The sequence below is a fragment of the Klebsiella sp. 28 genome (assembly GCF_018223905.1).
GTDB lineage: Bacteria > Pseudomonadota > Gammaproteobacteria > Enterobacterales > Enterobacteriaceae > Klebsiella > Klebsiella pneumoniae.
On sequence record NZ_JAGRQY010000050.1, the window covers coordinates 26938 to 45697 of the forward strand.

An 18760-nucleotide genomic window follows, 5' to 3' on the forward strand; every position below is an offset into this window, starting at 1 on the left:
GCTATTCCTCGCTGGCCTCTTTGGCCATTGCCAGATACTGATCGGGACACGCCTCCATCACGTCGGAAAAGACTTTCAGTCCCGTGTTACGTTTTCCTTCGGCGAAGGCTGCCGAGAGCGCCTCACCGGTATAAGTCGTACGCCACACCCCAGCCTGCTCAATCAGGCGCCAGATGAAACGGCGGCCGTGTTCTGTCTCGCAGATGAGACGCAGGTCATTAAGTTCGTTCTCGCGCCGTAACTGCTGCCTTTTGAGCTCATCTGCTGCCAGTTCTTCACGCTCTTCTTCGCTCAGGTAATCAGTCATTGCGTCACCGCCGGCTGCTGAGCAGCATCAGAGAGGGTTTTTAACAGGCTAGGGTCAGCGGTGTTGGTATCGCTCAGGGTCTTAGCGGTTGCGCCAGCTTGCTGGGCCATAGCCATCATCTGCTGCTGTTGCTCCATTTGAGCACGCTGCTCGCGCGTAGCTTGCACCTCATCATCAGAGTTAACGATCGTGGCCGGGACGCCGAGCATATTTCCGTACTCGTCAATCGTCTGGTCGATATTGAGTTTGTCGAGCGCCGCAGGATTGGCTTTTGCAAGATTCCCAACAAAGCCAACAAAGCGCTCAACGCTGCTGATCCCTATGGATTTCTGGGCCTGTGCCAAAATGGATACATATTCAACTTTCAGAGGAGTTCCCTGCAGTTCTTCCGGTGGCTCAGGAAAGAGGTTGCGGCGCGCCATGATGTTGAATGTGCGATCAACGAAAGGATCAAGGAATTCATCATTAAGTCGCTCAAGTACTGGACCAAGCTGCAGGAGTTTCTCATCCTGCATTGCAGCCACAGCTTCCACTGGCATGCTCCTGGTGTTGATGGTGCTGAACAGGTTAAACAGGTCAGAGAAGAAGCAGGCTTCAATCATTTGGCGGTCATCAGCAATGCTGCCGAGCATGTCATTAAGCTGAGGGCTGACGGCGTAAGCCGGACGCACTAGCTTGGTAGCATCAACCTCATCAACATAAGTAACGCCGCCAGGGGCAAGGTTGATCAGCTTATTTTTAAGACCTGTCGGGGCCACCATTGGCGGGTTAACAAGCTTATCGATCGCGTTAGCTTTGCGAATTTGCTCCAGCTGCAGCGCCTTACCAGTACCGAGCGCCATCATTCCCGGGCAGTTACTCCCGTAAACGTCTTCCCCGTTAATCTCCCAGCGCGGTGAAAGGATCGGCGGCTCATCAAAACCAGCCTCACGAAGGAGCTTGTCACCGTCTCCGGACAACTCGAAATACACCGATTTGAATGCCTTGTTGCGGGAGTTCAGCTTGCCATTCACACGATCGATATTGGGCTCTGTCAGATGGACCACATCGAACCATGCTTCATAGTTCGCGTTATCCCAGGCGCCGCGCACGGCGTTACTGACATTGTCCAGGCCAAACTGCATAACAATCTGGCGGGCAGTCATGGAGAAAACGCGATACGTGGTATCGACTGACAAACGATGCGAGTTTGACAGGTAGTAACTTCCGATCGGCAGAGGATGAGTACGAATCACATCTTCGTCGTCTTCGAGAACCGCCATAGCCGCGGTACCAAAAACACCAAGGTGCCGGTAGATAATCGGCAGGGACTGGTAGACGTTAGAGCGGTTCATGACGTCGTTCATCCTGGTCATGACCACATCAAGCCAGCGTTTTACCGGTCCATATTGCATCATCTCCGGATCCGGCGTTGCCAGCTTAAACCATGGGCGGGTTGGGCTGGTGATACCTGACAGCATGCCTGATTGCAGAGTGCGGGCAGCTTTGGAGGCGGTAGGGTCAACGATGCGGGTATTACGCTTGCTGCCGTTGTTTCTCTCCGTCGTAAGAAAGCGCGTGCTGCGCGGATCGATAAATTCCGCCAGTTCGCGCCAGTGCTCCTCAAAGCTGGTGCGCTCATTTTTGAGCTGCCCCAGGTGTTTGAGGTAATGCTGTTTCGGAGAGAGTTCGGCCATGGATTACGCCCCGAGCAGGGTCTTACCCTGAGTGCCGCCAGAAGGCTGCGTTACCCCCTGGCTCGACGTCAGGATTGTTGATTTCTGCCCGCCCGCTGCGGCACGGCGACGACGATCGCTATCAGCGGCGTTCTGTACAGCAGAATCGGAAACCTGCGGCGCCGCCTGAACCTGCGGAGAACTCACTTTCGGCTTGCTGATGCACATTTTGCTGCGCTCCATACGCGTTTAAATTATTACCAATTTAACCACATATGATTTATTTGTCGTAGTGTATTGACCTTTTGACGATAAATTATTACCTTTTTGGTAAACACAACATGAAAGCGCACCCCATTCTCTTCCATTGGTGGCTTTGTCGTTACTCAGATGGCGGAGTGCGCTTCCAGGTGTGAAAGCATCCGGCGTATGGCACATGCGCCGATAGCGGTCCGGGGGCTCCTTGGTACATGGCCCAGCGGGTAGCCGGAATGTGCAAGCCATGCCATGCATGCACGACAGCGACTCACCATCGTGGCGGTTCGGTGTGACACCTCGGAAGAGACGAGGGCACAACCAAAAGAGTGCTGGCATGCAAAAAACATCTCGCAGCCGTTGCGGTACCAAAAGCCAGGATGGAACGGCATAACGCGGTAGTGCTCTTTTTGTTGTGGTGAATGCGTAGGCTGATGCGCGACCGATGTATTCACAGCGCCCATGGCAAGCCGTAACCAATCGGCGCCTCAAGACAGTGTCACTGGTAGTGCGGGCGCTCTAACCAGTAAGCCGGAGATCAGCACCGGCCACCACACCAGAATCACGCCTCATGACCGTGATACCCGTAGTTCCAGTGCAAGTTTGGCGGTGGCAGTTATTCCCTTTCTGACCACCGCACTTTTTACACCATGACGCCATTGCGATGACTTCATGCTGTAAACCCTGTGACACCCAGCCAAGGACGGCACTTTCCATCATCCCTGTTTCGCCCGGTTCGTCCGGGCATTTTTTTAAGGTGAGATTAGACTATGAGTGACAAAGACATTGAATCTGAAATTCAGGCTAAAGGCTTAACGGCGCCGCGCGTTACGCCCGACCATATCGAAAGCATTATTGCTCAGGAGGCGTATTTCACAGCAGAAGATGGTGCCTTTGGCGTAGCCATAAAAGCAAAACATACTGGCGGAGAGGTAAACTACCAGCCGCACGAATCACTTTCTCTGCTGACGTTCTGCGTCATGGTGCTGCGCAACGGCTTCACCGTCACTGGCGAAAGCGCCTGCGCCAGCCCGGAAAACTTCGACCCTGAAATCGGGCGCAAGATTGCCCGCGAGAATGCGGTAAATAAAATTTGGATGCTGGAAGGTTATCTGTTGAAGCAGAGACTGAGCGAAAAATAATACCGTGACATGTCACAATCAGCCCGCCGATGCGCGGGCTTTTCATGCCCACGGGTCGTACTCGCTGATCACGTTGGGCTGCTTTCCGCCGGCAGCAGGGAAATCTGAACGCTTCGTCACCGGGTATGCGAACGTCAGAAGCAGCGCATCGCCCTTGCCCGGCGACCGGCCCAAACGCTCTTTGATATCTTCCTTCGGCTCCATGACGATCTTACCGTCCACCCTCACCTTGTACTCTGCCGCGGACAGGTCGTCCGCCGTCTCCTGGTCGTCCAGAGCGCCGCCTAGCTTGAGCCACGTCTTACAGGCGTTGAACATCTCGCCACGCTTATTCAGCATCTGTGGGTCTGCCGATGCGCCGCCGAATGGCACAAGCTGCCAGGTGCGACCCCAGCCGTCACCTATAGACTTCAGCCCGGTGCCATAGCCGAAGTCGATAAACACCGCATCAGCCTGGTACTGATCCTCAAAATCAGCGATACGCTTCGCCATAATCAGATCGTCGGTGGTCTTGTTGCCGGTCCAGAGCACTTTGCTGTGCAGCCCCTGGCGGAGATAAATCACTGCATCATCCACGCCGGAATATGCCGGGTCGACGCCGATTATCCGCGGGGCGTGCGCCACCTGCGCCGAGGTCACTACGCGCTTCATCGCCTCGTCAGTGAGACCGGTAGGGATAAACTGCAGTTCTGAGGCATCCGGGAAGATCCCGCGCACGCGGACCTTCACAAAGTCGCTGTCCTCGCCGTAGTCGTCCACCCATTTCTGCAGCTGCTGCTTGTTGGTGCCTTCGACGGTGCGGCTGTCGATCTGCGCGCACTTCCAGCGGTGCTTGTATTTGCGGAAGCACTCCCGGAATCGCCCGGTGTTGCGCGTAGGGTTACCGAACGCCACCCAGATGATTTCGGTGTCTTCGTCCGTCAGCGCGCCCTCAGCCACCTCCCAGACCAGATCCGCGATGTTGGATGCTTCGTCGAACACCACAACGATGCGCTTACGCTCGTTGTGCAGGCCTGCAAACGCCTCGGTGTTGTGCTCAGACCAGGGGATAGCATCGGCGCGCCAGCGTTTGTCGTGGCCCGGATCGTTGCTGTACATCGCCGTGGCGGTGCACGTAAACCAGTCTTTGTTGATAGCAAGGTTCGACCATTTGATGATTTCCGGCCAGGTCTTCGTGCGCAGCTGGTTGTCGGTGTTGGCGGTCACCACCACCTTGCAGTCCTCACAGGTGGACATACCCCAGTTAATCAGCATCGAGATGAAAGCGGATTTACCGATACCATGACCGGAGGCCCGGGCAATCATCAGCGGCTGGTGACGCGTCGCGGGGTTCTGGAGGTGCTCGCCTATCTCGCGGAATGCGTCAGCCTGCCACTCGCGCGGCCCTGAGGCATGCGCCAGCTCTGTGCCATCCTCTCCCCACGGAAACGCATACAGCGCATAGCCCAGCGGGTCATGGGTGAAGCTGGCGATATCGTCGATCAGCTGTTCTTCCGGGGATAAAGCGGCGTCTGTCACTGGTCACCACCCTGGCGCTCTTTCAGGCGGCGCCGGGCGGCGGCCATGCGGTCGGCAATGGTGACGTTCACGTTAACTTCCATGCGCTCTTTGAACGCGTTAACGTCGACATGCTTACCGATGAGCTCGAGGTTTTTCACCTTGTCGGGCCATTTGATTTTCTTGAGGATGGTCTCTATCGAGGTCTCATCCATGTTCATGATGGTTGAGGACAGGTCAAACCCGCTTAGCGTGGTTCGCCAGATTTTCGGCCACTCGCGGATAGGCTTCAGGCTGCCGTCGTCGTTAAGGATATCCAGCACGTCCATCTGGTCGATTTCCACCAGGCGCAGCAGCACGTAATCGGCGCTGACGCGCAGGCGCTTGTTGCGCTCTTCCATCAGCTCAGCGATTCGTTTCTGGATACGTTCATCACGCATCATCGTGCTGGCTTTGACGTGGGCAGACTTTGGGGAAAACCCGGCATTGATGGCCGCCTGCGTCTGATTTTCAGGGCATTTCACATACTCCTGGGCGTAGCCTTCCTGCATCACCGTCAACGGTTTGTACTGAGTTGATTTGCGCTTCGGATCCTTTGGCATGGTAAACACCCCGAAAATAATTACCTTTTAGGTAATAGTAACACGCAAAACAAAGCCGCCATAGTCGGCGGCCGCGGTCATTCCAGTTTAAATTCATCCTCAAACTCATGAGCTCGGGCGGCGACATGGTCGTATAGCACGACGTACTCAACACAGCTTGATAGTGGCATTGGCCGCTCAAACTCAAGCCAGAAGCAGTCGGCATAAGCTCGACCAAACCAGTACCCGCCGCCGTACTCCTTGCCACGCTGTATCATCATCCATCGGCCATCAGGTACGGCGTCGATAAAATCCCCGCGATAAACGACAGTATAATTACGGTCTTTGCCACCCATGATCTTCACCCCTAAAATACTGTATGTTTAAACAGTATAATCATATGAGGATTTAGTCAATCTGTCGTGACATGTCACAGCGGTAGTTTGGTTTCGTGCCAACCGTACATCACCCAGCATGCGGCTTCTCCTGAGTGCGGGCATGATGCCACCGGCAGTTGGTCGCCGCACTTGCCGCAGCGCCGTTTGCTGATGGCGTTAATCCGGCCGCGCACCCGGGCATCATCCTGGCGGATCAGCAACGCGATGTACTCGGCCATTTCGTATGGTTCACGACCAGGGCGCCGGGCGGCGCAGTTCCGCGCCAGCATTTCCTGCTCCTGCTCATCCAGCACTATTTCAATTTTGCGCTCACCGGCGGCGGACTGCCGCGCGCGCTGCGCGGCTTTGCGTTCTGCGGGGGATTTAGGCATCAGTCTTCATCCTCATCCCAATCGTCATCTTCCTCATCCTCGTCATCATCGCAGGATGAGAGCAATGGATTCATTCGCCGCCCTACCTGACTGGCGTAGCCTCGGCGACCGAGGTTGTGCAGCACGCCGTAGATTTCGAACATTTCGGTTCGCTCATCACCAATATCAAGCTCACAGGCCAGCGCGTGGCATTCAGTAGCGAGCGCCGATATCTTCTCAAGCAATTCGACCTTACTCACCCTTCACCTCCTGCTGGGCGGCTGCGAGCTCACGAACAATGCGCTTAATGCCGTCGATACGGTCATCATCAACAGGGTCTACCGTTTCAATCCGATCAAGCATCATCAGCGCTGCGTTTGCTTTATCGTTGCATGTCCAACCATCCGGAATCACCTGAGAGTTGCCAGCCTGAAGAAGCGATTTCAGCGCTGCCCTCGGCATTGCCGACCAGGTAAGAAATACGTCAGGACTGTCGATATCCTCGGTAGGGAGAGTGTTTTCGATTTCGTCCAGCGCATCACTTAGTTTCTGAAACGCATCGTCTGGAACAACATGGCAATCTTCCCCGTCAACATCTTGCTGACAACTATCATCGGCGAGTTCGAATGCGGCCCCGCAAACGTTTAGAAGCATTTCAATAACGCGACGGTGTTCTGCTGTTACGCAATTCTCCGGTACTACCGGCGCTGGCTGCGCGTGGCGATAGAGCTTAGTTCCTGGCTCCAGGGCACATAGCATCCTGATGGATGGCCCAAGCGCAGCGCATATTCCTACATTTGGCGTCTGATACACCTCAGCCACCGGCTCGCTGTCCATTGCGGCCAGCGCCATGCGGGCGAGATACGATGCCTCACCACACTGCACGTGATCGGTTTCAATAATTTCGAGTAACTGCTCTCTGGTTATGGTTGATTTGGTCATTGGTTGGCTCCTTATCCTGCCGTGCTCAGTACGGCAGAAGGAAAGTAAATATTGGCGTCGATCTCAGCGTCGGCGTCACGAACCGCAATACACCAATCTGGCGAACGGCGTGTGTCTAACAAGCGATCGATCTCTTTCTCTTTGCGCAGGTCGTATACCATCACGTTAGGATCGCCAATGGTGTAGAAGCCGAATTTTTCCGGCGAAGGACAGCGCGCCAGCACCGCGTTAACTTCATCGAACCAGGCCGATTCTTTTTTGGTTAATTTGCTGATCATACGTCTGCCCCACATCTTCCGCAGCGCTCTTGGCCGCTCATGTCGTAGTAGGTAGCTCCATCGTGCTTGCAGTCTGTCCATTCCGACAGATCAGACTCTAGCTCATCGATGCGGTGCTGCGCCTTCTCCAGTGCCTCTACCAGCGCTTTTAGGTCTCTGGTTTTAATATTCATCTGAGAATTGAAATTGCTTACCGCGCGATGTACTTCAAGCTTCAACCTCAGCGCCAGTTCGGTGATATCAGTTGTCATGCGGCACGCTCCTTGCTGGTTTTTCCATCTACGACTGCATCGAAGCCTGAAGGGGTTAAATTCACGCTGTAATACAGGCCATCAAATTTTCTGCACGCTGGATTACGCCAATTCACTAGCCCCTCACGAAAAAGCACCGGAATAGAGGGGCAATTAACGCGGTGGGAGATTTTATCTTGCTCACCTTTTTGTTTGTCGCCGCGCATGAAATACCGTGTGCCGTTATACATACGGCGAAGCGTGAAAATTTGAGCGTCAGTTAGTTTTAGGTGCTTGCTCATTTGTCGGCCCCCTCGCGCAGCTGCTGGGCGATATCGGCGGCGTTTTTGGCTGTGTCTTCAATAAAACCTGCATCCCAGGCGGCCAGCATTCGGTTAGCCACAAAGTGCGCACCTTCAACGCGGCCATTAGCCTTAATCCCGGCCAGGTAGGCATCGGTAGCGGGGATATCTTTCAGCGCATAACAAACATCGTCAGTGCTGCACGGATCATCCTTTCCGCAAACCTCGCAGAAGTGAACCGAATGACTATGGTCTGTAATGGCGTTCTTCAGCGCCACATTCTCAGCAGCCAGCTGCTTATACGCTTTCGCCAGCGCCATAACCGTTGTCTCTTTGATCGACAGCTCGCCTGCGCTCTCCAGGGAAGCGATGAGCTCGTTTACTGTTTCGATGTTCATGCCGCCACCCATTCGATCGCCAGATAAGCCACATACAGGACGGCGATGATCGCCACCCACCCAATGATGTTTGCCACCATCACGAACAGCAGCAGTGACCGCCGGCTGTAATTCACGAAATCGAAATCCATACTTACCCCCGCTTACCCGTTTAACTTATTGATTCAATTGATATCAATGAAGATCGTTGTTTTAGAACTCTTCGACCTTCCACCCGCCGCCGACTTTTGCCGGGAGCTTCGTTACTCCGATGATCCGGAATGGGTACTGGTCGGCGGCGACTTTGGTTTTCACCCTGGCATCGTCGGTCCAGTAACCCCCCTTCACTTCGTGCATTTCCAGTTGGCCGTTTGCCAGCATCACAGCGAAGTCAGGCGTGTAGAACGTGTTGTCAGCCAGACGCAGCTTGATGCCTTCGAACCGGTACCAGGCGATTTCCCCGTAGCGCTTACGCAGCTCAAGCTCTTGCGCATACGCCGTTTCGGTTTTGTTCATCTGGCCCGCTTTAAGCCGGCCAAGTGCCTGTAGTGTCTTTCGCATGATTTTTACCTTATTGGTAATTTATAACCATAAACGGATCAATATCAATAGTCTTGCGCATATTTTATTACCCTTTTGGTAAACATTAAGGCGTAAAAAAATGCGCTTCCGCGCCGGTATTACTTGATGAGTCCTGCTGCCTTCCCTCGCCGGTATTCCTCCATCAGCCACTGTGCCGGGGTTATACCTCCGAGTGTCGCCGCGTTAGGCATGCATCCGAAGCTTCGACCTGGTGGATGGTAGGTATTGCCACCGGGGTCTGGAGGGGTGCTTATAGGCTCTGGCTTCGACTGGATGCTCAGAATCGGATCAGGTATCTGATGACCTGCCGCGACCTTTGATGCCCATTCGTCAAGAAGCTTACGCGCATGTTTCTCAACCTCAATCTCACTTAACTGACGCTGGTACATCGCGCGCCTGGTATCGCACACAATCCAGTACATGACAGGGTGGCGCCACGGGAATTGTTCTGGTCCGCCAGGCTGTAGGCTTTTCTCCTTGGCGTAGCGGTGAAACTCCCCCATCACATCTTCGATGCTCACGCCAAGCACCATCTTGCTGTCTTTGCACCACTTGATGAATTGACCTGGTGACGGCCAGAACGGTGATTCACTGGCACGGGCATGGCGCATTCCTGCTGATACCTGCTCGCGGGTACGGATACCACCTTCGGCGAAAGCGGCGATCCACTGGCGCTTAGCGTCGGTCTCCTGCTGTGCGGTCTTAAGGTTGGTCTGCTCTGCTGCCGGAAACAGTTGCTTGAGCTGTTTAAACAGGGCATCGACAAGTCTCTCTGCGCTGATGTTCACAACATTGTCTTGCTGAGCCTGGTGATTGTCCGGACCCATCATGCGAGCCAGGGCGCCGGCATCACGATTCTGAATTGCTGCGAATACGTTACTCATAAGAAATCCTTCCAGCCTTCAGGGCTGTTCCAGTGTGGTACTTCATCGTCAGAGCTTTCACCGCGCTTTCCTGCCGCTCTTTTTTTCCTGTTCATCAGCAGCCGGGCAAACTTCTGCTCCCACTGCACGTGTTGCATCACATTGCCTTCTGCCATCCAGTAGGTGATGAATTCGATCAGGTCTGATTTCTTGTAACCGTCAGCTGGTAGCGCATGGCCCCATGTTCTGGCGCGCATGACAAAGTCCTCTGACGGCTTCCAGTTTTCATGCATGGTGAATTTGCCAATTGGCTCTCCGATACCATCAACGACAACCGGAGGGACTTGAATTACTTCGCGCGCAGAGAGAGGGGTTTTTATTTCCCTGATCCCTGATCCCTGATCCATTCCTAATGGTACTTGTACCGTATCAGTACCGTACTCATACGGTACTAGGGGTAAACCTTTGATTTTGCTTTCTTTTGGCTTATTTACTACCTGATGTTTAAGGAAATTAGTTATGACCCCAAAATGCTTGCCATCAGGGGTGGAAAACATGGATAAATAACCACAGTTGGAAAGCTCCCGTATTAGTACCGGAATAGGAACGGATGGTTCTCGGATGGGGAAAACTGCAGCTTTGATAAGCTTCGGGTTTGCATTGAAATAGCCTTCATCATCTGCGTAATTAAGCAGACCAATAGCCAGCAAGCAGGCTGGTTCTGATACCTCTGCCATGTCTTCATCGGTCCAGAACTCGGGCTTAATGGTGCGAATGCGGGCCATCAGATCACCTCCACGGCATTACCTTTTGAGGCCTCATGCATTAGCCGTTTTATCTCAGCATGGCGGCGGCGGTTAGTCTCGAGGGTGCATTCGACACAATGCCCGTTGTATACCCATCGCTCACTGTCATGGCCGTGCTTACATTGCTTACCGGTGTAGTAGCGCTTTAGTCCTGCCTTTGCCGCTTCGACGCGAGTAATGATCTCCATAGTTCCTGTCTCACTCTGGTTGTGGTTACGGTAATTTTGCAGCAAGCCAAAAAAAGATCAACCGTATTTGGATAATTATTACCAAATTGGTGTACAGGGAGAGGCAGGAGCCGCCTGGGGGTGGCGGCGCGGGTGAGTTTTGAGGATTAACGTTCGTGGAACCAGAGGACCAGGTCGGATTTTGCGGAGATCCACTTACGGGATTTGCAGGCTTTAAACAGTCTTTCTAACAGAGGTTTACGTGGAATTCTTCTACGGCCAGTCAGGTGAACCTGAATGTAGTGGCTGGTCGTGCCGGCGTCACTTGCGAACTCTTCTCGCTCAGCCGGCGAGAGGTCGAGCCAGCAGCGTTTGAAGTCAAATTTTTGCACATCGCTCATATTTTTTTAGTCCCGGACTAACTTTAGACAGCCTGATTATTACCAATCTGGTGTAAAAATCAATGACTGTTACCTTTTTGGTAAGTTTACCTTTATGGTAATATTCTATTAAATTTAATCAGTTAGGTAACAATTTCAGGCTAAAAAAATAGAAATGAAAAGCATCTACGACATAAGACGCGACAACCTCAATGAGATAATCCGGAAGGATTTCGATAACACGCAACTCCGGTTTGCCGAGAGAATCAAAAAATCAGCTAACCTCGTTAACAGGTGGGGCAAGGGGACAAAAAATATCGGCGCCAACGCGGCACGCGAGATCGAGTCGTTCGCCGGGAAAGGTCGTTTCTGGCTGGATATCGACCATCTGTCAGATACCCCGACGCTGCCGGAGATTATCGACCCGCAGGAATGGAGTGTGGAAAAGCAGGCAGCGTTTACCCTTGGTGTATGGATGGGACAGCATCCGGATCTGAACTCAGAGAAAAAGGTTTCGGAAGCGGCCGGTATCGGCCAGGCGACCGTAAATCGCATCCTGAACTGCGAAGGTTCCACCAGCATTGGCGTACTGTCGGCTATCGCCAGGGCGTTCGGCCGCGATGCATATGAGCTGATCCTGCCGCCTGGTAATGCTGGTCTGATTGACTATGACCACCATGAATACGCCGGGCTGCCGCAGGAAGAGAAAAACAAGATCGCCGCCTTCATCAAGTTCATCGTCAGCCAGAACCAGTAACCTCTACCCTACCTGTCACTCCTGCCGGTGGGATAACTCCCCGCGCCTCATGCACTTACCAAAATGGTAAACTTTTCCTCATCAAATCTATTGACACAACCATAAATTGATCAGATTATTACCTTAACGGTAACAACAGGGCGTTAAATTACCAGAAACCCACCATCGGGTGGATTTCTCATACCCCTGATATTTACCAAATGGTAATAGTGAGGTGTGTATGCAATGGCAAATCATTAACGGCTGGTACTGCGTTACGGCATGCGGGCTGATGAGCTGGAAGTTTCGCACGCTGCCGGAAGCAATCAGCTGGGCGTTCGTCAGCAAACTGGCAGCAAAGACGGAAATGGGTATGGGGGTGAGCAAGTGAACATTCAGCAGATTAACAACCTGAAAAAAATCATGAACAACATCGACGGCGACTACCAGCTTAACCAGATGCTGTATGAGCGCCACGTCGAGCTTATCGACGCGATCAAGTTCCATCAACTGCAAAAGCCATTCTACGAACTGGAGCGCAAAGGCGTGCGCAGCGAGATCCTGGAAGAGCTGATGATGAGCTCTGAGTTTGAAGAATGCCTGGCCGCGTATCAGCGGGAACTCACCGGCATCATTGCCAAGTGGGATCTGGCTGACCAACTGGATACGGCGAGGAACGCAGCATGATGAATAACGTTGGAAGCATGGACAGAACCAAGTATCTCGGCGGCAGTGATGTCGCCGGTATTCTCGGGATTAGCCCGTGGCGCACTCCGCTTGAGGTTTACCTCGACAAAGTTCAGCCACGCAACAAGCCAATAGATCCAGGGAAACAGAGAGTGTTTACGCGTGGCCAGCGTATGGAGCCATACGTAATCGACCTGCTGGCTGAAGAAACAGGACTCGAAATCATCCACCGCGGGAACCGGTACATCCATCGTGATTACGGCTTTATCGCAGCTGAGATTGATGCAGAAGCAGCTACCGGAGAGAACATCGAGATCAAAACAGTTAGCCCGTTCAAGGCTAAGGAATGGGGAGAGGTTCAGACAGATGCGATCCCTGTGCATTACACGGCGCAGGCCATGCATGGGCTGATGGTTACCGGGAAACAGGTATGCGTATTTGGTGTGCTGATCGGCGGTGACGACTTCCGTATCTATCGGGTTGAGCGTGACGAAGAAACCATCCAGGCCATCCTGGAGAAAGAAGTCTCCTTCTGGGACAGGGTAATAAACCTCAACCCGCCGGAGGCCACCAGCGTAAGCGATATTTCGCTGATGTTTGAGAAGGACGCCGGTACCAGTATTGAGGCAGACGGTAAAGCTCTGTCGCTATACAACGACCTTAGAGATATGAAGTCACGCTGCAAAGCGCTGGAAGCAGAAATAGCTGTATCAGAAGAGAAACTGAAGATTTATATGCAGGATAACTCAATTCTGACGCTGGATGGTAAGCCGATCTGCACGTGGAAATCTCAGGTTAGCAATCGATTTGACCAAAAGCTATTCCAGGCAGAACACCCTGACCTTTACGAAAAATTCAAAACAGCAACGACATCACGCGTATTCAGAATGAAGTAAGGAGAAAACATGTCTACCAACGCACTTAAGGCAGCTGCGACAGGAAACCAGGTCGCGCAGCATAGCGATAAACCGACCACTCTGGCTGGCTTGCTCGCAGATCCAAAAATTAAGGCTCAGATGGCGCTGGCTCTTCCAAAGCACATGACAGCCGACCGCCTTGCGCGCATCGCTACTACAGAGATCCGCAAGATCCCAAAACTGGCCGCATGTGACCAGGCCAGTTTCCTCGGGGCAATTATGCAGTGCGCTCAACTCGGACTGGAACCGGGCGGCGCACTTGGCCATGCATACCTGATTCCGTTCGACAAACGCCAGAAAGTAAATGGCCGCTGGGAAACTGTATCGACAGAAGCGCAGTTGATTATTGGTTATCGCGGAATGATTGACCTCGCCCGTCGGTCAGGTCAAATCCTGAGCATATCAGCGCGCACAGTCCATGCGAACGACAAATTCAGTTACTCATACGGACTGGAAGAAACGCTCGAGCATTCACCTTGCGAGACCGGTGACCGAGGAGAACTTACGCATGTTTACGCCGTTGCACGCCTGAAAGATGGCGGTGTTCAGTTCGAAGTTATGAGCCGGGCAGACGTTGAGAAAGTTCGTGCCCTGAGCAAAGCCGGAAGCAGCGGACCGTGGGTGGACCACTTTGACGAGATGGCCAAAAAGACGGTGATCCGTCGCCTGTTTAAATACCTGCCTGTTTCTATCGAACTGCAAAAAGCGGTTGTGATGGATGAACGAGCTGAAGCCGGCCTGAGCCAGGATAACGCAGCTGTTATCACCGGTGAGTATTCCGTCGTAGACGATGAGCAGCAGAGCATGACAGCAGTTTCTGAATCTGATCGAGAAGAAGCACGTGAATACGCTAGCGCCATTCTGAACAGCCTTGATCCTTCTGTGGATGATGCAAAGGCGCTTTTTAAGCGGGCAGAAGACGAAATAAACGCACTGGCTAAAAAGTTAGGCGATGAATACCACCAGGGATTCATGACGACGCTTAACGATATGCGTCCTGAATTTGCATAACACCACCACCGCGGCGCCGGGCGCGCCGCACTGAAAAAAGAGAGGTAACGATGAAAGGTGCATTAGGCAAAAAGGAACTGCTGGCGGTGGTGCCTGTATCGATGAGCACTATCGACCGCATGGAGAAAAACGGGGAGTTCCCTAAGCGTTTCTGGATCACAGACAAGCGCTGTGCCTGGAACAGCGAAGAGATCGAGCGCTGGCTTGATGAACGTCAGCAGAACGGAACAACGGAGTTTGCTGGAAAAAAGCCTCCGGTTGAGCAGCGAGTATTTCGCCCGGTTGGTAACGCGGCGTGACGTCGCTGGCGAGGTACTGGGAAAGGTGGTCAGGATGGGTTCTGTACCTGGCCGCCGTATCCGCCTGGATGTTCCTGCTGGCGGTAATTTTTCGAGAGGGTTGGATACGATGAATCGGATGGAAAAATACCACGCGGATTATGTCTCGCAGCGCAAAGCGCCCCCTCTTGTCGCCGTAACGCCGGCGGCAATGGAGATCGAGCAGCGCGCTATTGCTCGCGAGAACAAAGGCCAGTACCGCCTGGCCGCTCGTCTCTGGCTTGAGTGCATGGATGCAGCCACTGGCGAGGTTGAGCGGGCCCGTATCGCTATACGCCGCGATCAGTGCATTGGCCGCGGGAACCGGCTTCGCCAGGGATGCTATGCCGGGATCTGCGCAACCGCCGGGGTGATTTATGACTAACCCACACGACAGCATTCGCGTAGGCAGTATCACGCTGGTTTATTCGTCCGTGCGGCGTGGCTGGCTGGCGCCCGGCGGCCAGGTTATCCAGAACCCGCTGAAGGCTCAGCGCCTGGCGGAGCAACTGAATAGCAAGAAGGTGGCAGCATGACTGATGGATATGTCAATGAACTCGAAATGGGGAAATGTGGTGAGTATTACGCAATTTTCTCATTAACAAAACAAGGGTTTATTTGTTTCCCGTCAGACCAGGGATTGCCATATGACATCGTTGTCCAAAGTGAAGGAAGGTTATTGCGAGGACAGGTCAGATCAACACTTCGTATGCGAGATTACGGTAAGTCAAAAAATGTTTACAGATTTAGCACCAGAACCGGAAAAGGGAGCATACGAGCAACTCAATGTGGATATTGTGATTTTTATGCCTTTGTTGTGATCGAGGATGAAAAAATAGGTTTCATGGCAGCAAAGGAGCTTACCAGCTGCAAAAACATTGGCTCAATAAAACAAACTTTAGAGTTTCGCACTGAAGATAAAGTTTACCCAGGACGAATTTACCCTACCGGAAAACAAAGAATTCTTGATTATTCAAGAAATATCGAATCATTTTCATCTTTTCGTCGCGTAGCTGAGCTGTTGAGGAAAAAATCATGACAACTAAAAAATACACTCTAATTTATAGCGATCCGCCTTGGGCATACCGCGACAAGGCAGCCGACGGTGACCGCGGCGCCGGTTTCAAATACCCGGTAATGAATGTGCTGGATATCTGCCGGCTGCCTGTGTGGGAACTGGCTGCCGACGATTGCCTTCTGGCTATGTGGTGGGTACCGACTCAGCCGGTAGAGGCGCTGAAAGTTATGGAAGCCTGGGGATTCCGCCTGATGACCATGAAGGGATTCACCTGGCACAAGACAAACAAGCACAAAGGCAACAGTGCGATCGGCATGGGCCATATGACCCGGGCGAACAGCGAAGACTGCCTGTTTGCCGTGCGCGGAAAACTACCTGCCCGCATGGATGCCTCAATCTGCCAGCATGTCACGGCGCCGCGCCTGGAGAACTCGCGCAAACCGGACGTTATCCGCGAGAAACTGGTGCAGCTGCTTGGCGATGTCCCGCGTATTGAACTCTTCGCCCGCCAGTCGTCTCACGGTTTCGACGTGTGGGGTAACCAGTGCACGGCGCCTGCGGTGAACTTGATGCCCGGCATGGCTGAATTCATCAAGAACCAGAAGGAGCAGGCAGCATGAGCCTATACCAAAAAATTAATGGCGATGACTGGCGTAACGTGTGGGTCGTTGGAGACCTGCATGGCTGCTACACCAACCTGATGAACCGTCTGGATGAGGTTGGCTTTGAGGCTGATAAAGACCTGCTCATCTCCGTAGGCGACCTGGTTGATCGCGGTACAGAAAACGTAGAGTGCCTGGACCTGATCAACCAACCGTGGTTCCGGGCGGTTCGCGGCAACCATGAGCAGATGATGCTAGATGGCATTGCTAGCGCTACTCATGAGCGCCATTGGAGGGCTAACGGAGGGAGTTGGTTCTTCTATCTAGACTACGAAAAAGAGCGTCTGGTGAAGCCGCTACTGGATAAGGTGGCAAGACTGCCGTTGATCATCGAACTTGTGACCGGAGACCGGAAAGTAGTCATCTGCCATGCAGACTACCCCCACGATGAATACGCATTCGATAAGCCTGTCCCAGAAGAAATGGTCATCTGGAATCGAGAGCGCGTCAGCGATGCGATGGATGGCAATGTCAGCGAAATCAATGGTGCTGACCTGTTTATCTTCGGGCATACCCCGATGCGCAATCCGCTCACATATGCCAACCAGATGTATATCGATACCGGTGCCGTATTCTGCGGAAATTTAACATTGGTCAATATCGGGGAGGCGCTATGACAGACCATCAGATCGCAGCCTGGTGCATTGGTTACGGCGTACTGGTGGCGCTGGTATGCGTCAGCCAGTGGATTAACATGCGCGGGTGGGAGGTGAGCCGTGAAGCGCAGTGATATCGAACGCTACGAACGTGAAAGCGTGATGCGCGCCCTAGGCAATAATCGCGGCCCCGGCGATGATGGCGCGCAGCAGCTTATCCGTAGCAGTGAGCGTCGACGGTCGGCGCAACCATCAGGGAAGAAGGTGAAGCAAACCGCGTGATTAATCACCTTTCTCCATCCACCTCTCATACTTAGCCGGAGAGAACGGCACCAGATCGGTGTTTTCCCCGGCTATCCACATGTCGATCATGTCAGCCCACTGCTGAAGCATATAAGTACGGCCATCTGCATACTCAGCCTTGTTATAAACAGCCCTCACGCCCTTCTGTTCATGCGCAAGCGCCTTCTCTATCCAGTCTGACGGGAATCCAGCTTCATGCAAAAGCGTGCTCGCTGTGCGCCGCAGGTCGTGCACCGTGAGAGGTTGCAGGCTCTCCCCGGCATCCGCTGCCGCAGCAACCGCGCGATCGATGACTGAGTTCAGAGCGGCATTGGATAGCGGCTTACTGGTGCTGTAGCGACCTGGCAACAGATAGTCACTCCCGCCTGCGCACATCTGCAGGCCTACCATCAGATCCTGCGCCTGAGGCGGCAGGTAGATGACGTGCGACCGGCTCCCCTTCATCCTGTCAGATGGGATCGTCCAGGTTCCTTTGCTGAAATCCACCTCTTTCCACGTCGCCATGATGAACTCGGTTTTGCGCACCATCGTGATCAGGATGAGCTTTACCGCCAGTTTTAAAGTTGGCAACGTGCTGACGATGTCGAGCGACCTGAACAGCACGCCGATTTCTTCCGGCTGCAGGCAACGGTCACGCGGTTTAAACATGGCGATCGCAGAAGGTTTGATATCTGCGGCCGGGTTGAATAACCCGTGCCCGCGGTCATTGGCGTACCGGTACACGCTGCTAATTATTTCGCGCGCCTGCACCGCCGTCGCACGTCCGCCGCGCTCGACTATGCGATCGCAAAGATCACGCACCATAGGGGTCGTTATCTCGGACATCATTTTGTTTCCGAGAACAGGCAAAATATCCCGGTCGATTACTGATTGCTTCATAGCCCGCGTGCTGTCAGCCAGGACCACATGTTTCATGTAGGCGTCGGTATGTACCGTAAATGTTTCTGCGCCGCGGATCCGTTTGATACCGTCACGTTTAGCCGCAGCCGGCGATTGGCCTGCGTTCAGCAGCTTTTTAGCGGCTATCAGTTCATCCCTGGCTTCTGCCAGCGTGATACCGTCACGACCATACTGACCGATAACCAGCGTCTCCCGGCGGCCGTTGATGCGGTAATCGTAACGAAACGAGATGGTGCCTGAGATCAGCACGGCTACGTATAGACCGTCGCGATCGGAGACCTTGTACATTTTGCCCTGCGGTTTCAGGTTTTTTAGTTTGGTATCGGTAAGCACATTTCACCCGTGATGCATCATTTTTCTGACGGTACGAGAGTATACCGTAATGGTAATACCGTCAGGTATACCGTCAAAAAATGTGAGATAGAGTGAATAGTGTTGAAGTGATATAAAGAAAAACCCTCTGTAAAAACAGAGGGTTACATTTCGATTTGAGTAGATATG

32 protein-coding genes are annotated in these 18760 nt (G+C 53.2%); 12 read left to right on the top strand and 20 right to left on the bottom strand.

All coding sequences use genetic code 11. From position 1 onward, the window contains the following. Position 1: 1 nt before the first annotated feature. From KHQ28_RS09120 to KHQ28_RS09130, 3 genes are read right to left on the bottom strand one after another with little or no spacing between them, the layout of a single operon-like run. Positions 2-307 carry a hypothetical protein gene (locus KHQ28_RS09120; RefSeq protein WP_004152470.1) on the bottom strand — a complete coding sequence of 102 codons (306 nt, stop codon included), beginning with the start codon at positions 305-307 and terminating at the stop codon, positions 2-4. Then, positions 304-1983, bottom strand: coding sequence for a portal protein (locus KHQ28_RS09125; RefSeq protein WP_004149313.1), 1680 nt, complete (start codon positions 1981-1983; stop codon positions 304-306). Before KHQ28_RS09125 ends, KHQ28_RS09120 begins: the two co-directional genes overlap by 4 nt. A 3-nt stretch (positions 1984-1986) precedes the next feature. Continuing rightward, positions 1987-2190 (bottom strand): hypothetical protein, encoded by a 204-nt coding sequence (locus KHQ28_RS09130; RefSeq protein ID WP_004152472.1) that lies wholly within the window; start codon positions 2188-2190, stop codon positions 1987-1989. Between the two features lie 797 nt (positions 2191-2987). On the opposite strand from KHQ28_RS09130, the gene KHQ28_RS09135 reads away from it, so the two are divergent. Then, positions 2988-3359, top strand: a complete 372-nt coding sequence (locus KHQ28_RS09135; RefSeq protein ID WP_032413826.1) for a Gp49 family protein — start codon at positions 2988-2990, stop codon at positions 3357-3359. A 42-nt stretch (positions 3360-3401) separates the two neighbouring features. Here the strand turns inward: KHQ28_RS09135 and KHQ28_RS09140 are convergent, their stop codons facing one another. From KHQ28_RS09140 to KHQ28_RS09210, 16 genes are all read right to left on the bottom strand, one after another. Next, entirely contained in the window at positions 3402-4877 is a 1476-nt protein-coding gene (locus KHQ28_RS09140) for a hypothetical protein (RefSeq protein ID WP_032418542.1), read from the bottom strand. Next, positions 4874-5458: a terminase small subunit gene (locus KHQ28_RS09145; RefSeq protein ID WP_032418541.1), complete on the bottom strand. Its 585-nt coding sequence runs from the start codon at positions 5456-5458 to the stop codon at positions 4874-4876. The genes KHQ28_RS09140 and KHQ28_RS09145 overlap by 4 nt, the downstream gene beginning before the upstream one ends. A 77-nt stretch (positions 5459-5535) precedes the next feature. Next, on the bottom strand, positions 5536-5793 hold the full coding sequence (locus KHQ28_RS09150) for a hypothetical protein (RefSeq protein ID WP_032418540.1): 258 nt from the start codon (positions 5791-5793) through the stop codon (positions 5536-5538). A 74-nt stretch (positions 5794-5867) separates the two neighbouring features. Continuing rightward, positions 5868-6206, bottom strand: a complete 339-nt coding sequence (locus tag KHQ28_RS09155) for a hypothetical protein (protein ID WP_032418539.1) — start codon at positions 6204-6206, stop codon at positions 5868-5870. Beyond that, positions 6206-6445 carry a hypothetical protein gene (locus tag KHQ28_RS09160; RefSeq protein ID WP_032418538.1) on the bottom strand — a complete coding sequence of 80 codons (240 nt, stop codon included), beginning with the start codon at positions 6443-6445 and terminating at the stop codon, positions 6206-6208. Before KHQ28_RS09160 ends, KHQ28_RS09155 begins: the two co-directional genes overlap by 1 nt. Beyond that, positions 6438-7127 (bottom strand): hypothetical protein, encoded by a 690-nt coding sequence (locus KHQ28_RS09165; protein WP_191974511.1) that lies wholly within the window; start codon positions 7125-7127, stop codon positions 6438-6440. The genes KHQ28_RS09160 and KHQ28_RS09165 overlap by 8 nt, the downstream gene beginning before the upstream one ends. 11 nt (positions 7128-7138) lie before the next feature. After that, on the bottom strand, positions 7139-7402 hold the full coding sequence (locus KHQ28_RS09170) for a hypothetical protein (protein WP_032419437.1): 264 nt from the start codon (positions 7400-7402) through the stop codon (positions 7139-7141). Continuing rightward, positions 7402-7656 carry a hypothetical protein gene (locus KHQ28_RS09175; protein WP_032418536.1) on the bottom strand — a complete coding sequence of 85 codons (255 nt, stop codon included), beginning with the start codon at positions 7654-7656 and terminating at the stop codon, positions 7402-7404. Before KHQ28_RS09175 ends, KHQ28_RS09170 begins: the two co-directional genes overlap by 1 nt. Next, the gene (locus KHQ28_RS09180; RefSeq protein WP_223175068.1) at positions 7653-7937 is read right to left on the bottom strand and encodes a hypothetical protein; all 285 of its coding nucleotides are present in this window, start codon (positions 7935-7937) and stop codon (positions 7653-7655) included. Before KHQ28_RS09180 ends, KHQ28_RS09175 begins: the two co-directional genes overlap by 4 nt. Next, positions 7934-8335, bottom strand: a complete 402-nt coding sequence (locus KHQ28_RS09185) for a hypothetical protein (RefSeq protein ID WP_032419436.1) — start codon at positions 8333-8335, stop codon at positions 7934-7936. Before KHQ28_RS09185 ends, KHQ28_RS09180 begins: the two co-directional genes overlap by 4 nt. After that, on the bottom strand, positions 8332-8466 hold the full coding sequence (locus KHQ28_RS29480) for a hypothetical protein (protein ID WP_254913182.1): 135 nt from the start codon (positions 8464-8466) through the stop codon (positions 8332-8334). Before KHQ28_RS29480 ends, KHQ28_RS09185 begins: the two co-directional genes overlap by 4 nt. A 61-nt stretch (positions 8467-8527) precedes the next feature. Next, complete coding sequence (locus tag KHQ28_RS09190; RefSeq protein ID WP_032418534.1) at positions 8528-8875, bottom strand: DUF1064 domain-containing protein; 348 nt, start codon at positions 8873-8875, stop codon at positions 8528-8530. A 119-nt stretch (positions 8876-8994) separates the two neighbouring features. Next, the gene (locus KHQ28_RS09195) at positions 8995-9780 is read right to left on the bottom strand and encodes a replication protein P (protein ID WP_032418532.1); all 786 of its coding nucleotides are present in this window, start codon (positions 9778-9780) and stop codon (positions 8995-8997) included. Further along, the gene (locus KHQ28_RS09200; protein WP_004207253.1) at positions 9777-10544 is read right to left on the bottom strand and encodes a DnaT-like ssDNA-binding domain-containing protein; all 768 of its coding nucleotides are present in this window, start codon (positions 10542-10544) and stop codon (positions 9777-9779) included. Before KHQ28_RS09200 ends, KHQ28_RS09195 begins: the two co-directional genes overlap by 4 nt. After that, entirely contained in the window at positions 10544-10753 is a 210-nt protein-coding gene (locus KHQ28_RS09205; protein WP_004152537.1) for a hypothetical protein, read from the bottom strand. The genes KHQ28_RS09200 and KHQ28_RS09205 overlap by 1 nt, the downstream gene beginning before the upstream one ends. 146 nt (positions 10754-10899) lie before the next feature. Next, positions 10900-11133 carry a hypothetical protein gene (locus KHQ28_RS09210; protein WP_004152538.1) on the bottom strand — a complete coding sequence of 78 codons (234 nt, stop codon included), beginning with the start codon at positions 11131-11133 and terminating at the stop codon, positions 10900-10902. A gap of 154 nt (positions 11134-11287) precedes the next feature. Here KHQ28_RS09210 and KHQ28_RS09215 point away from each other — a divergent pair, with 154 nt between their 5' ends. From KHQ28_RS09215 to KHQ28_RS09265, 11 genes are all read left to right on the top strand, one after another. Beyond that, the gene (locus tag KHQ28_RS09215; protein ID WP_211777593.1) at positions 11288-11869 is read left to right on the top strand and encodes a helix-turn-helix transcriptional regulator; all 582 of its coding nucleotides are present in this window, start codon (positions 11288-11290) and stop codon (positions 11867-11869) included. 220 nt (positions 11870-12089) lie between these two features. Continuing rightward, positions 12090-12239 (top strand): hypothetical protein, encoded by a 150-nt coding sequence (locus KHQ28_RS09220; RefSeq protein WP_004164037.1) that lies wholly within the window; start codon positions 12090-12092, stop codon positions 12237-12239. Further along, a complete protein-coding gene (locus KHQ28_RS09225; RefSeq protein ID WP_004164029.1) occupies positions 12236-12535 on the top strand; it encodes a hypothetical protein in 300 nt (99 codons plus the stop codon). Before KHQ28_RS09220 ends, KHQ28_RS09225 begins: the two co-directional genes overlap by 4 nt. Beyond that, positions 12532-13431: a YqaJ viral recombinase family protein gene (locus KHQ28_RS09230; protein ID WP_004144292.1), complete on the top strand. Its 900-nt coding sequence runs from the start codon at positions 12532-12534 to the stop codon at positions 13429-13431. Before KHQ28_RS09225 ends, KHQ28_RS09230 begins: the two co-directional genes overlap by 4 nt. 9 nt (positions 13432-13440) lie before the next feature. Next, positions 13441-14463: a recombination protein RecT gene (gene recT, locus KHQ28_RS09235; RefSeq protein ID WP_032418530.1), complete on the top strand. Its 1023-nt coding sequence runs from the start codon at positions 13441-13443 to the stop codon at positions 14461-14463. Between the two features lie 50 nt (positions 14464-14513). Then, on the top strand, positions 14514-14762 hold the full coding sequence (locus tag KHQ28_RS09240; protein ID WP_004144294.1) for an AlpA family transcriptional regulator: 249 nt from the start codon (positions 14514-14516) through the stop codon (positions 14760-14762). A gap of 109 nt (positions 14763-14871) precedes the next feature. Beyond that, positions 14872-15165 (top strand): PerC family transcriptional regulator, encoded by a 294-nt coding sequence (locus KHQ28_RS09245; RefSeq protein ID WP_009485475.1) that lies wholly within the window; start codon positions 14872-14874, stop codon positions 15163-15165. Next, positions 15158-15316 (top strand): DUF1317 family protein, encoded by a 159-nt coding sequence (locus KHQ28_RS09250; RefSeq protein WP_009485474.1) that lies wholly within the window; start codon positions 15158-15160, stop codon positions 15314-15316. The genes KHQ28_RS09245 and KHQ28_RS09250 overlap by 8 nt, the downstream gene beginning before the upstream one ends. Next, the gene (locus KHQ28_RS09255; RefSeq protein ID WP_023285452.1) at positions 15313-15819 is read left to right on the top strand and encodes a hypothetical protein; all 507 of its coding nucleotides are present in this window, start codon (positions 15313-15315) and stop codon (positions 15817-15819) included. Before KHQ28_RS09250 ends, KHQ28_RS09255 begins: the two co-directional genes overlap by 4 nt. Next, positions 15816-16418, top strand: a complete 603-nt coding sequence (locus tag KHQ28_RS09260) for an MT-A70 family methyltransferase (RefSeq protein ID WP_032418529.1) — start codon at positions 15816-15818, stop codon at positions 16416-16418. The genes KHQ28_RS09255 and KHQ28_RS09260 overlap by 4 nt, the downstream gene beginning before the upstream one ends. Beyond that, positions 16415-17077: a metallophosphoesterase gene (locus KHQ28_RS09265; RefSeq protein WP_032418527.1), complete on the top strand. Its 663-nt coding sequence runs from the start codon at positions 16415-16417 to the stop codon at positions 17075-17077. The genes KHQ28_RS09260 and KHQ28_RS09265 overlap by 4 nt, the downstream gene beginning before the upstream one ends. A gap of 261 nt (positions 17078-17338) precedes the next feature. On the opposite strand, the gene KHQ28_RS09270 is transcribed toward KHQ28_RS09265, so the two are convergent. Next, the gene (locus KHQ28_RS09270) at positions 17339-18592 is read right to left on the bottom strand and encodes a site-specific integrase (RefSeq protein WP_032418526.1); all 1254 of its coding nucleotides are present in this window, start codon (positions 18590-18592) and stop codon (positions 17339-17341) included. Positions 18593-18760: the final 168 nt, after the last annotated feature.

What these genes read in the sequence shown, in the direction of transcription:
- KHQ28_RS09190 (WP_032418534.1), bottom strand. Translation starts at nt 8,875, where the DNA reads ATGCGAAAGACACTACAGGCACTTGGCCGGCTTAAAGCGGGCCAGATG.
- KHQ28_RS09250 (WP_009485474.1), top strand. Translation starts at nt 15,158, where the DNA reads ATGACTAACCCACACGACAGCATTCGCGTAGGCAGTATCACGCTGGTT.
- recT (WP_032418530.1), top strand. Translation starts at nt 13,441, where the DNA reads ATGTCTACCAACGCACTTAAGGCAGCTGCGACAGGAAACCAGGTCGCG.
- KHQ28_RS29480 (WP_254913182.1), bottom strand. Translation starts at nt 8,466, where the DNA reads ATGGATTTCGATTTCGTGAATTACAGCCGGCGGTCACTGCTGCTGTTC.
- KHQ28_RS09215 (WP_211777593.1), top strand. Translation starts at nt 11,288, where the DNA reads ATGAAAAGCATCTACGACATAAGACGCGACAACCTCAATGAGATAATC.
- KHQ28_RS09240 (WP_004144294.1), top strand. Translation starts at nt 14,514, where the DNA reads ATGAAAGGTGCATTAGGCAAAAAGGAACTGCTGGCGGTGGTGCCTGTA.
- KHQ28_RS09155 (WP_032418539.1), bottom strand. Translation starts at nt 6,206, where the DNA reads ATGCCTAAATCCCCCGCAGAACGCAAAGCCGCGCAGCGCGCGCGGCAG.
- KHQ28_RS09150 (WP_032418540.1), bottom strand. Translation starts at nt 5,793, where the DNA reads ATGGGTGGCAAAGACCGTAATTATACTGTCGTTTATCGCGGGGATTTT.
- KHQ28_RS09125 (WP_004149313.1), bottom strand. Translation starts at nt 1,983, where the DNA reads ATGGCCGAACTCTCTCCGAAACAGCATTACCTCAAACACCTGGGGCAG.
- KHQ28_RS09185 (WP_032419436.1), bottom strand. Translation starts at nt 8,335, where the DNA reads ATGAACATCGAAACAGTAAACGAGCTCATCGCTTCCCTGGAGAGCGCA.
- KHQ28_RS09180 (WP_223175068.1), bottom strand. Translation starts at nt 7,937, where the DNA reads ATGAGCAAGCACCTAAAACTAACTGACGCTCAAATTTTCACGCTTCGC.
- KHQ28_RS09165 (WP_191974511.1), bottom strand. Translation starts at nt 7,127, where the DNA reads ATGACCAAATCAACCATAACCAGAGAGCAGTTACTCGAAATTATTGAA.
- KHQ28_RS09220 (WP_004164037.1), top strand. Translation starts at nt 12,090, where the DNA reads ATGCAATGGCAAATCATTAACGGCTGGTACTGCGTTACGGCATGCGGG.
- KHQ28_RS09210 (WP_004152538.1), bottom strand. Translation starts at nt 11,133, where the DNA reads ATGAGCGATGTGCAAAAATTTGACTTCAAACGCTGCTGGCTCGACCTC.
- KHQ28_RS09145 (WP_032418541.1), bottom strand. Translation starts at nt 5,458, where the DNA reads ATGCCAAAGGATCCGAAGCGCAAATCAACTCAGTACAAACCGTTGACG.
- KHQ28_RS09245 (WP_009485475.1), top strand. Translation starts at nt 14,872, where the DNA reads ATGAATCGGATGGAAAAATACCACGCGGATTATGTCTCGCAGCGCAAA.
- KHQ28_RS09195 (WP_032418532.1), bottom strand. Translation starts at nt 9,780, where the DNA reads ATGAGTAACGTATTCGCAGCAATTCAGAATCGTGATGCCGGCGCCCTG.
- KHQ28_RS09135 (WP_032413826.1), top strand. Translation starts at nt 2,988, where the DNA reads ATGAGTGACAAAGACATTGAATCTGAAATTCAGGCTAAAGGCTTAACG.
- KHQ28_RS09230 (WP_004144292.1), top strand. Translation starts at nt 12,532, where the DNA reads ATGATGAATAACGTTGGAAGCATGGACAGAACCAAGTATCTCGGCGGC.
- KHQ28_RS09260 (WP_032418529.1), top strand. Translation starts at nt 15,816, where the DNA reads ATGACAACTAAAAAATACACTCTAATTTATAGCGATCCGCCTTGGGCA.
- KHQ28_RS09205 (WP_004152537.1), bottom strand. Translation starts at nt 10,753, where the DNA reads ATGGAGATCATTACTCGCGTCGAAGCGGCAAAGGCAGGACTAAAGCGC.
- KHQ28_RS09265 (WP_032418527.1), top strand. Translation starts at nt 16,415, where the DNA reads ATGAGCCTATACCAAAAAATTAATGGCGATGACTGGCGTAACGTGTGG.
- KHQ28_RS09130 (WP_004152472.1), bottom strand. Translation starts at nt 2,190, where the DNA reads ATGTGCATCAGCAAGCCGAAAGTGAGTTCTCCGCAGGTTCAGGCGGCG.
- KHQ28_RS09255 (WP_023285452.1), top strand. Translation starts at nt 15,313, where the DNA reads ATGACTGATGGATATGTCAATGAACTCGAAATGGGGAAATGTGGTGAG.
- KHQ28_RS09200 (WP_004207253.1), bottom strand. Translation starts at nt 10,544, where the DNA reads ATGGCCCGCATTCGCACCATTAAGCCCGAGTTCTGGACCGATGAAGAC.
- KHQ28_RS09120 (WP_004152470.1), bottom strand. Translation starts at nt 307, where the DNA reads ATGACTGATTACCTGAGCGAAGAAGAGCGTGAAGAACTGGCAGCAGAT.
- KHQ28_RS09175 (WP_032418536.1), bottom strand. Translation starts at nt 7,656, where the DNA reads ATGACAACTGATATCACCGAACTGGCGCTGAGGTTGAAGCTTGAAGTA.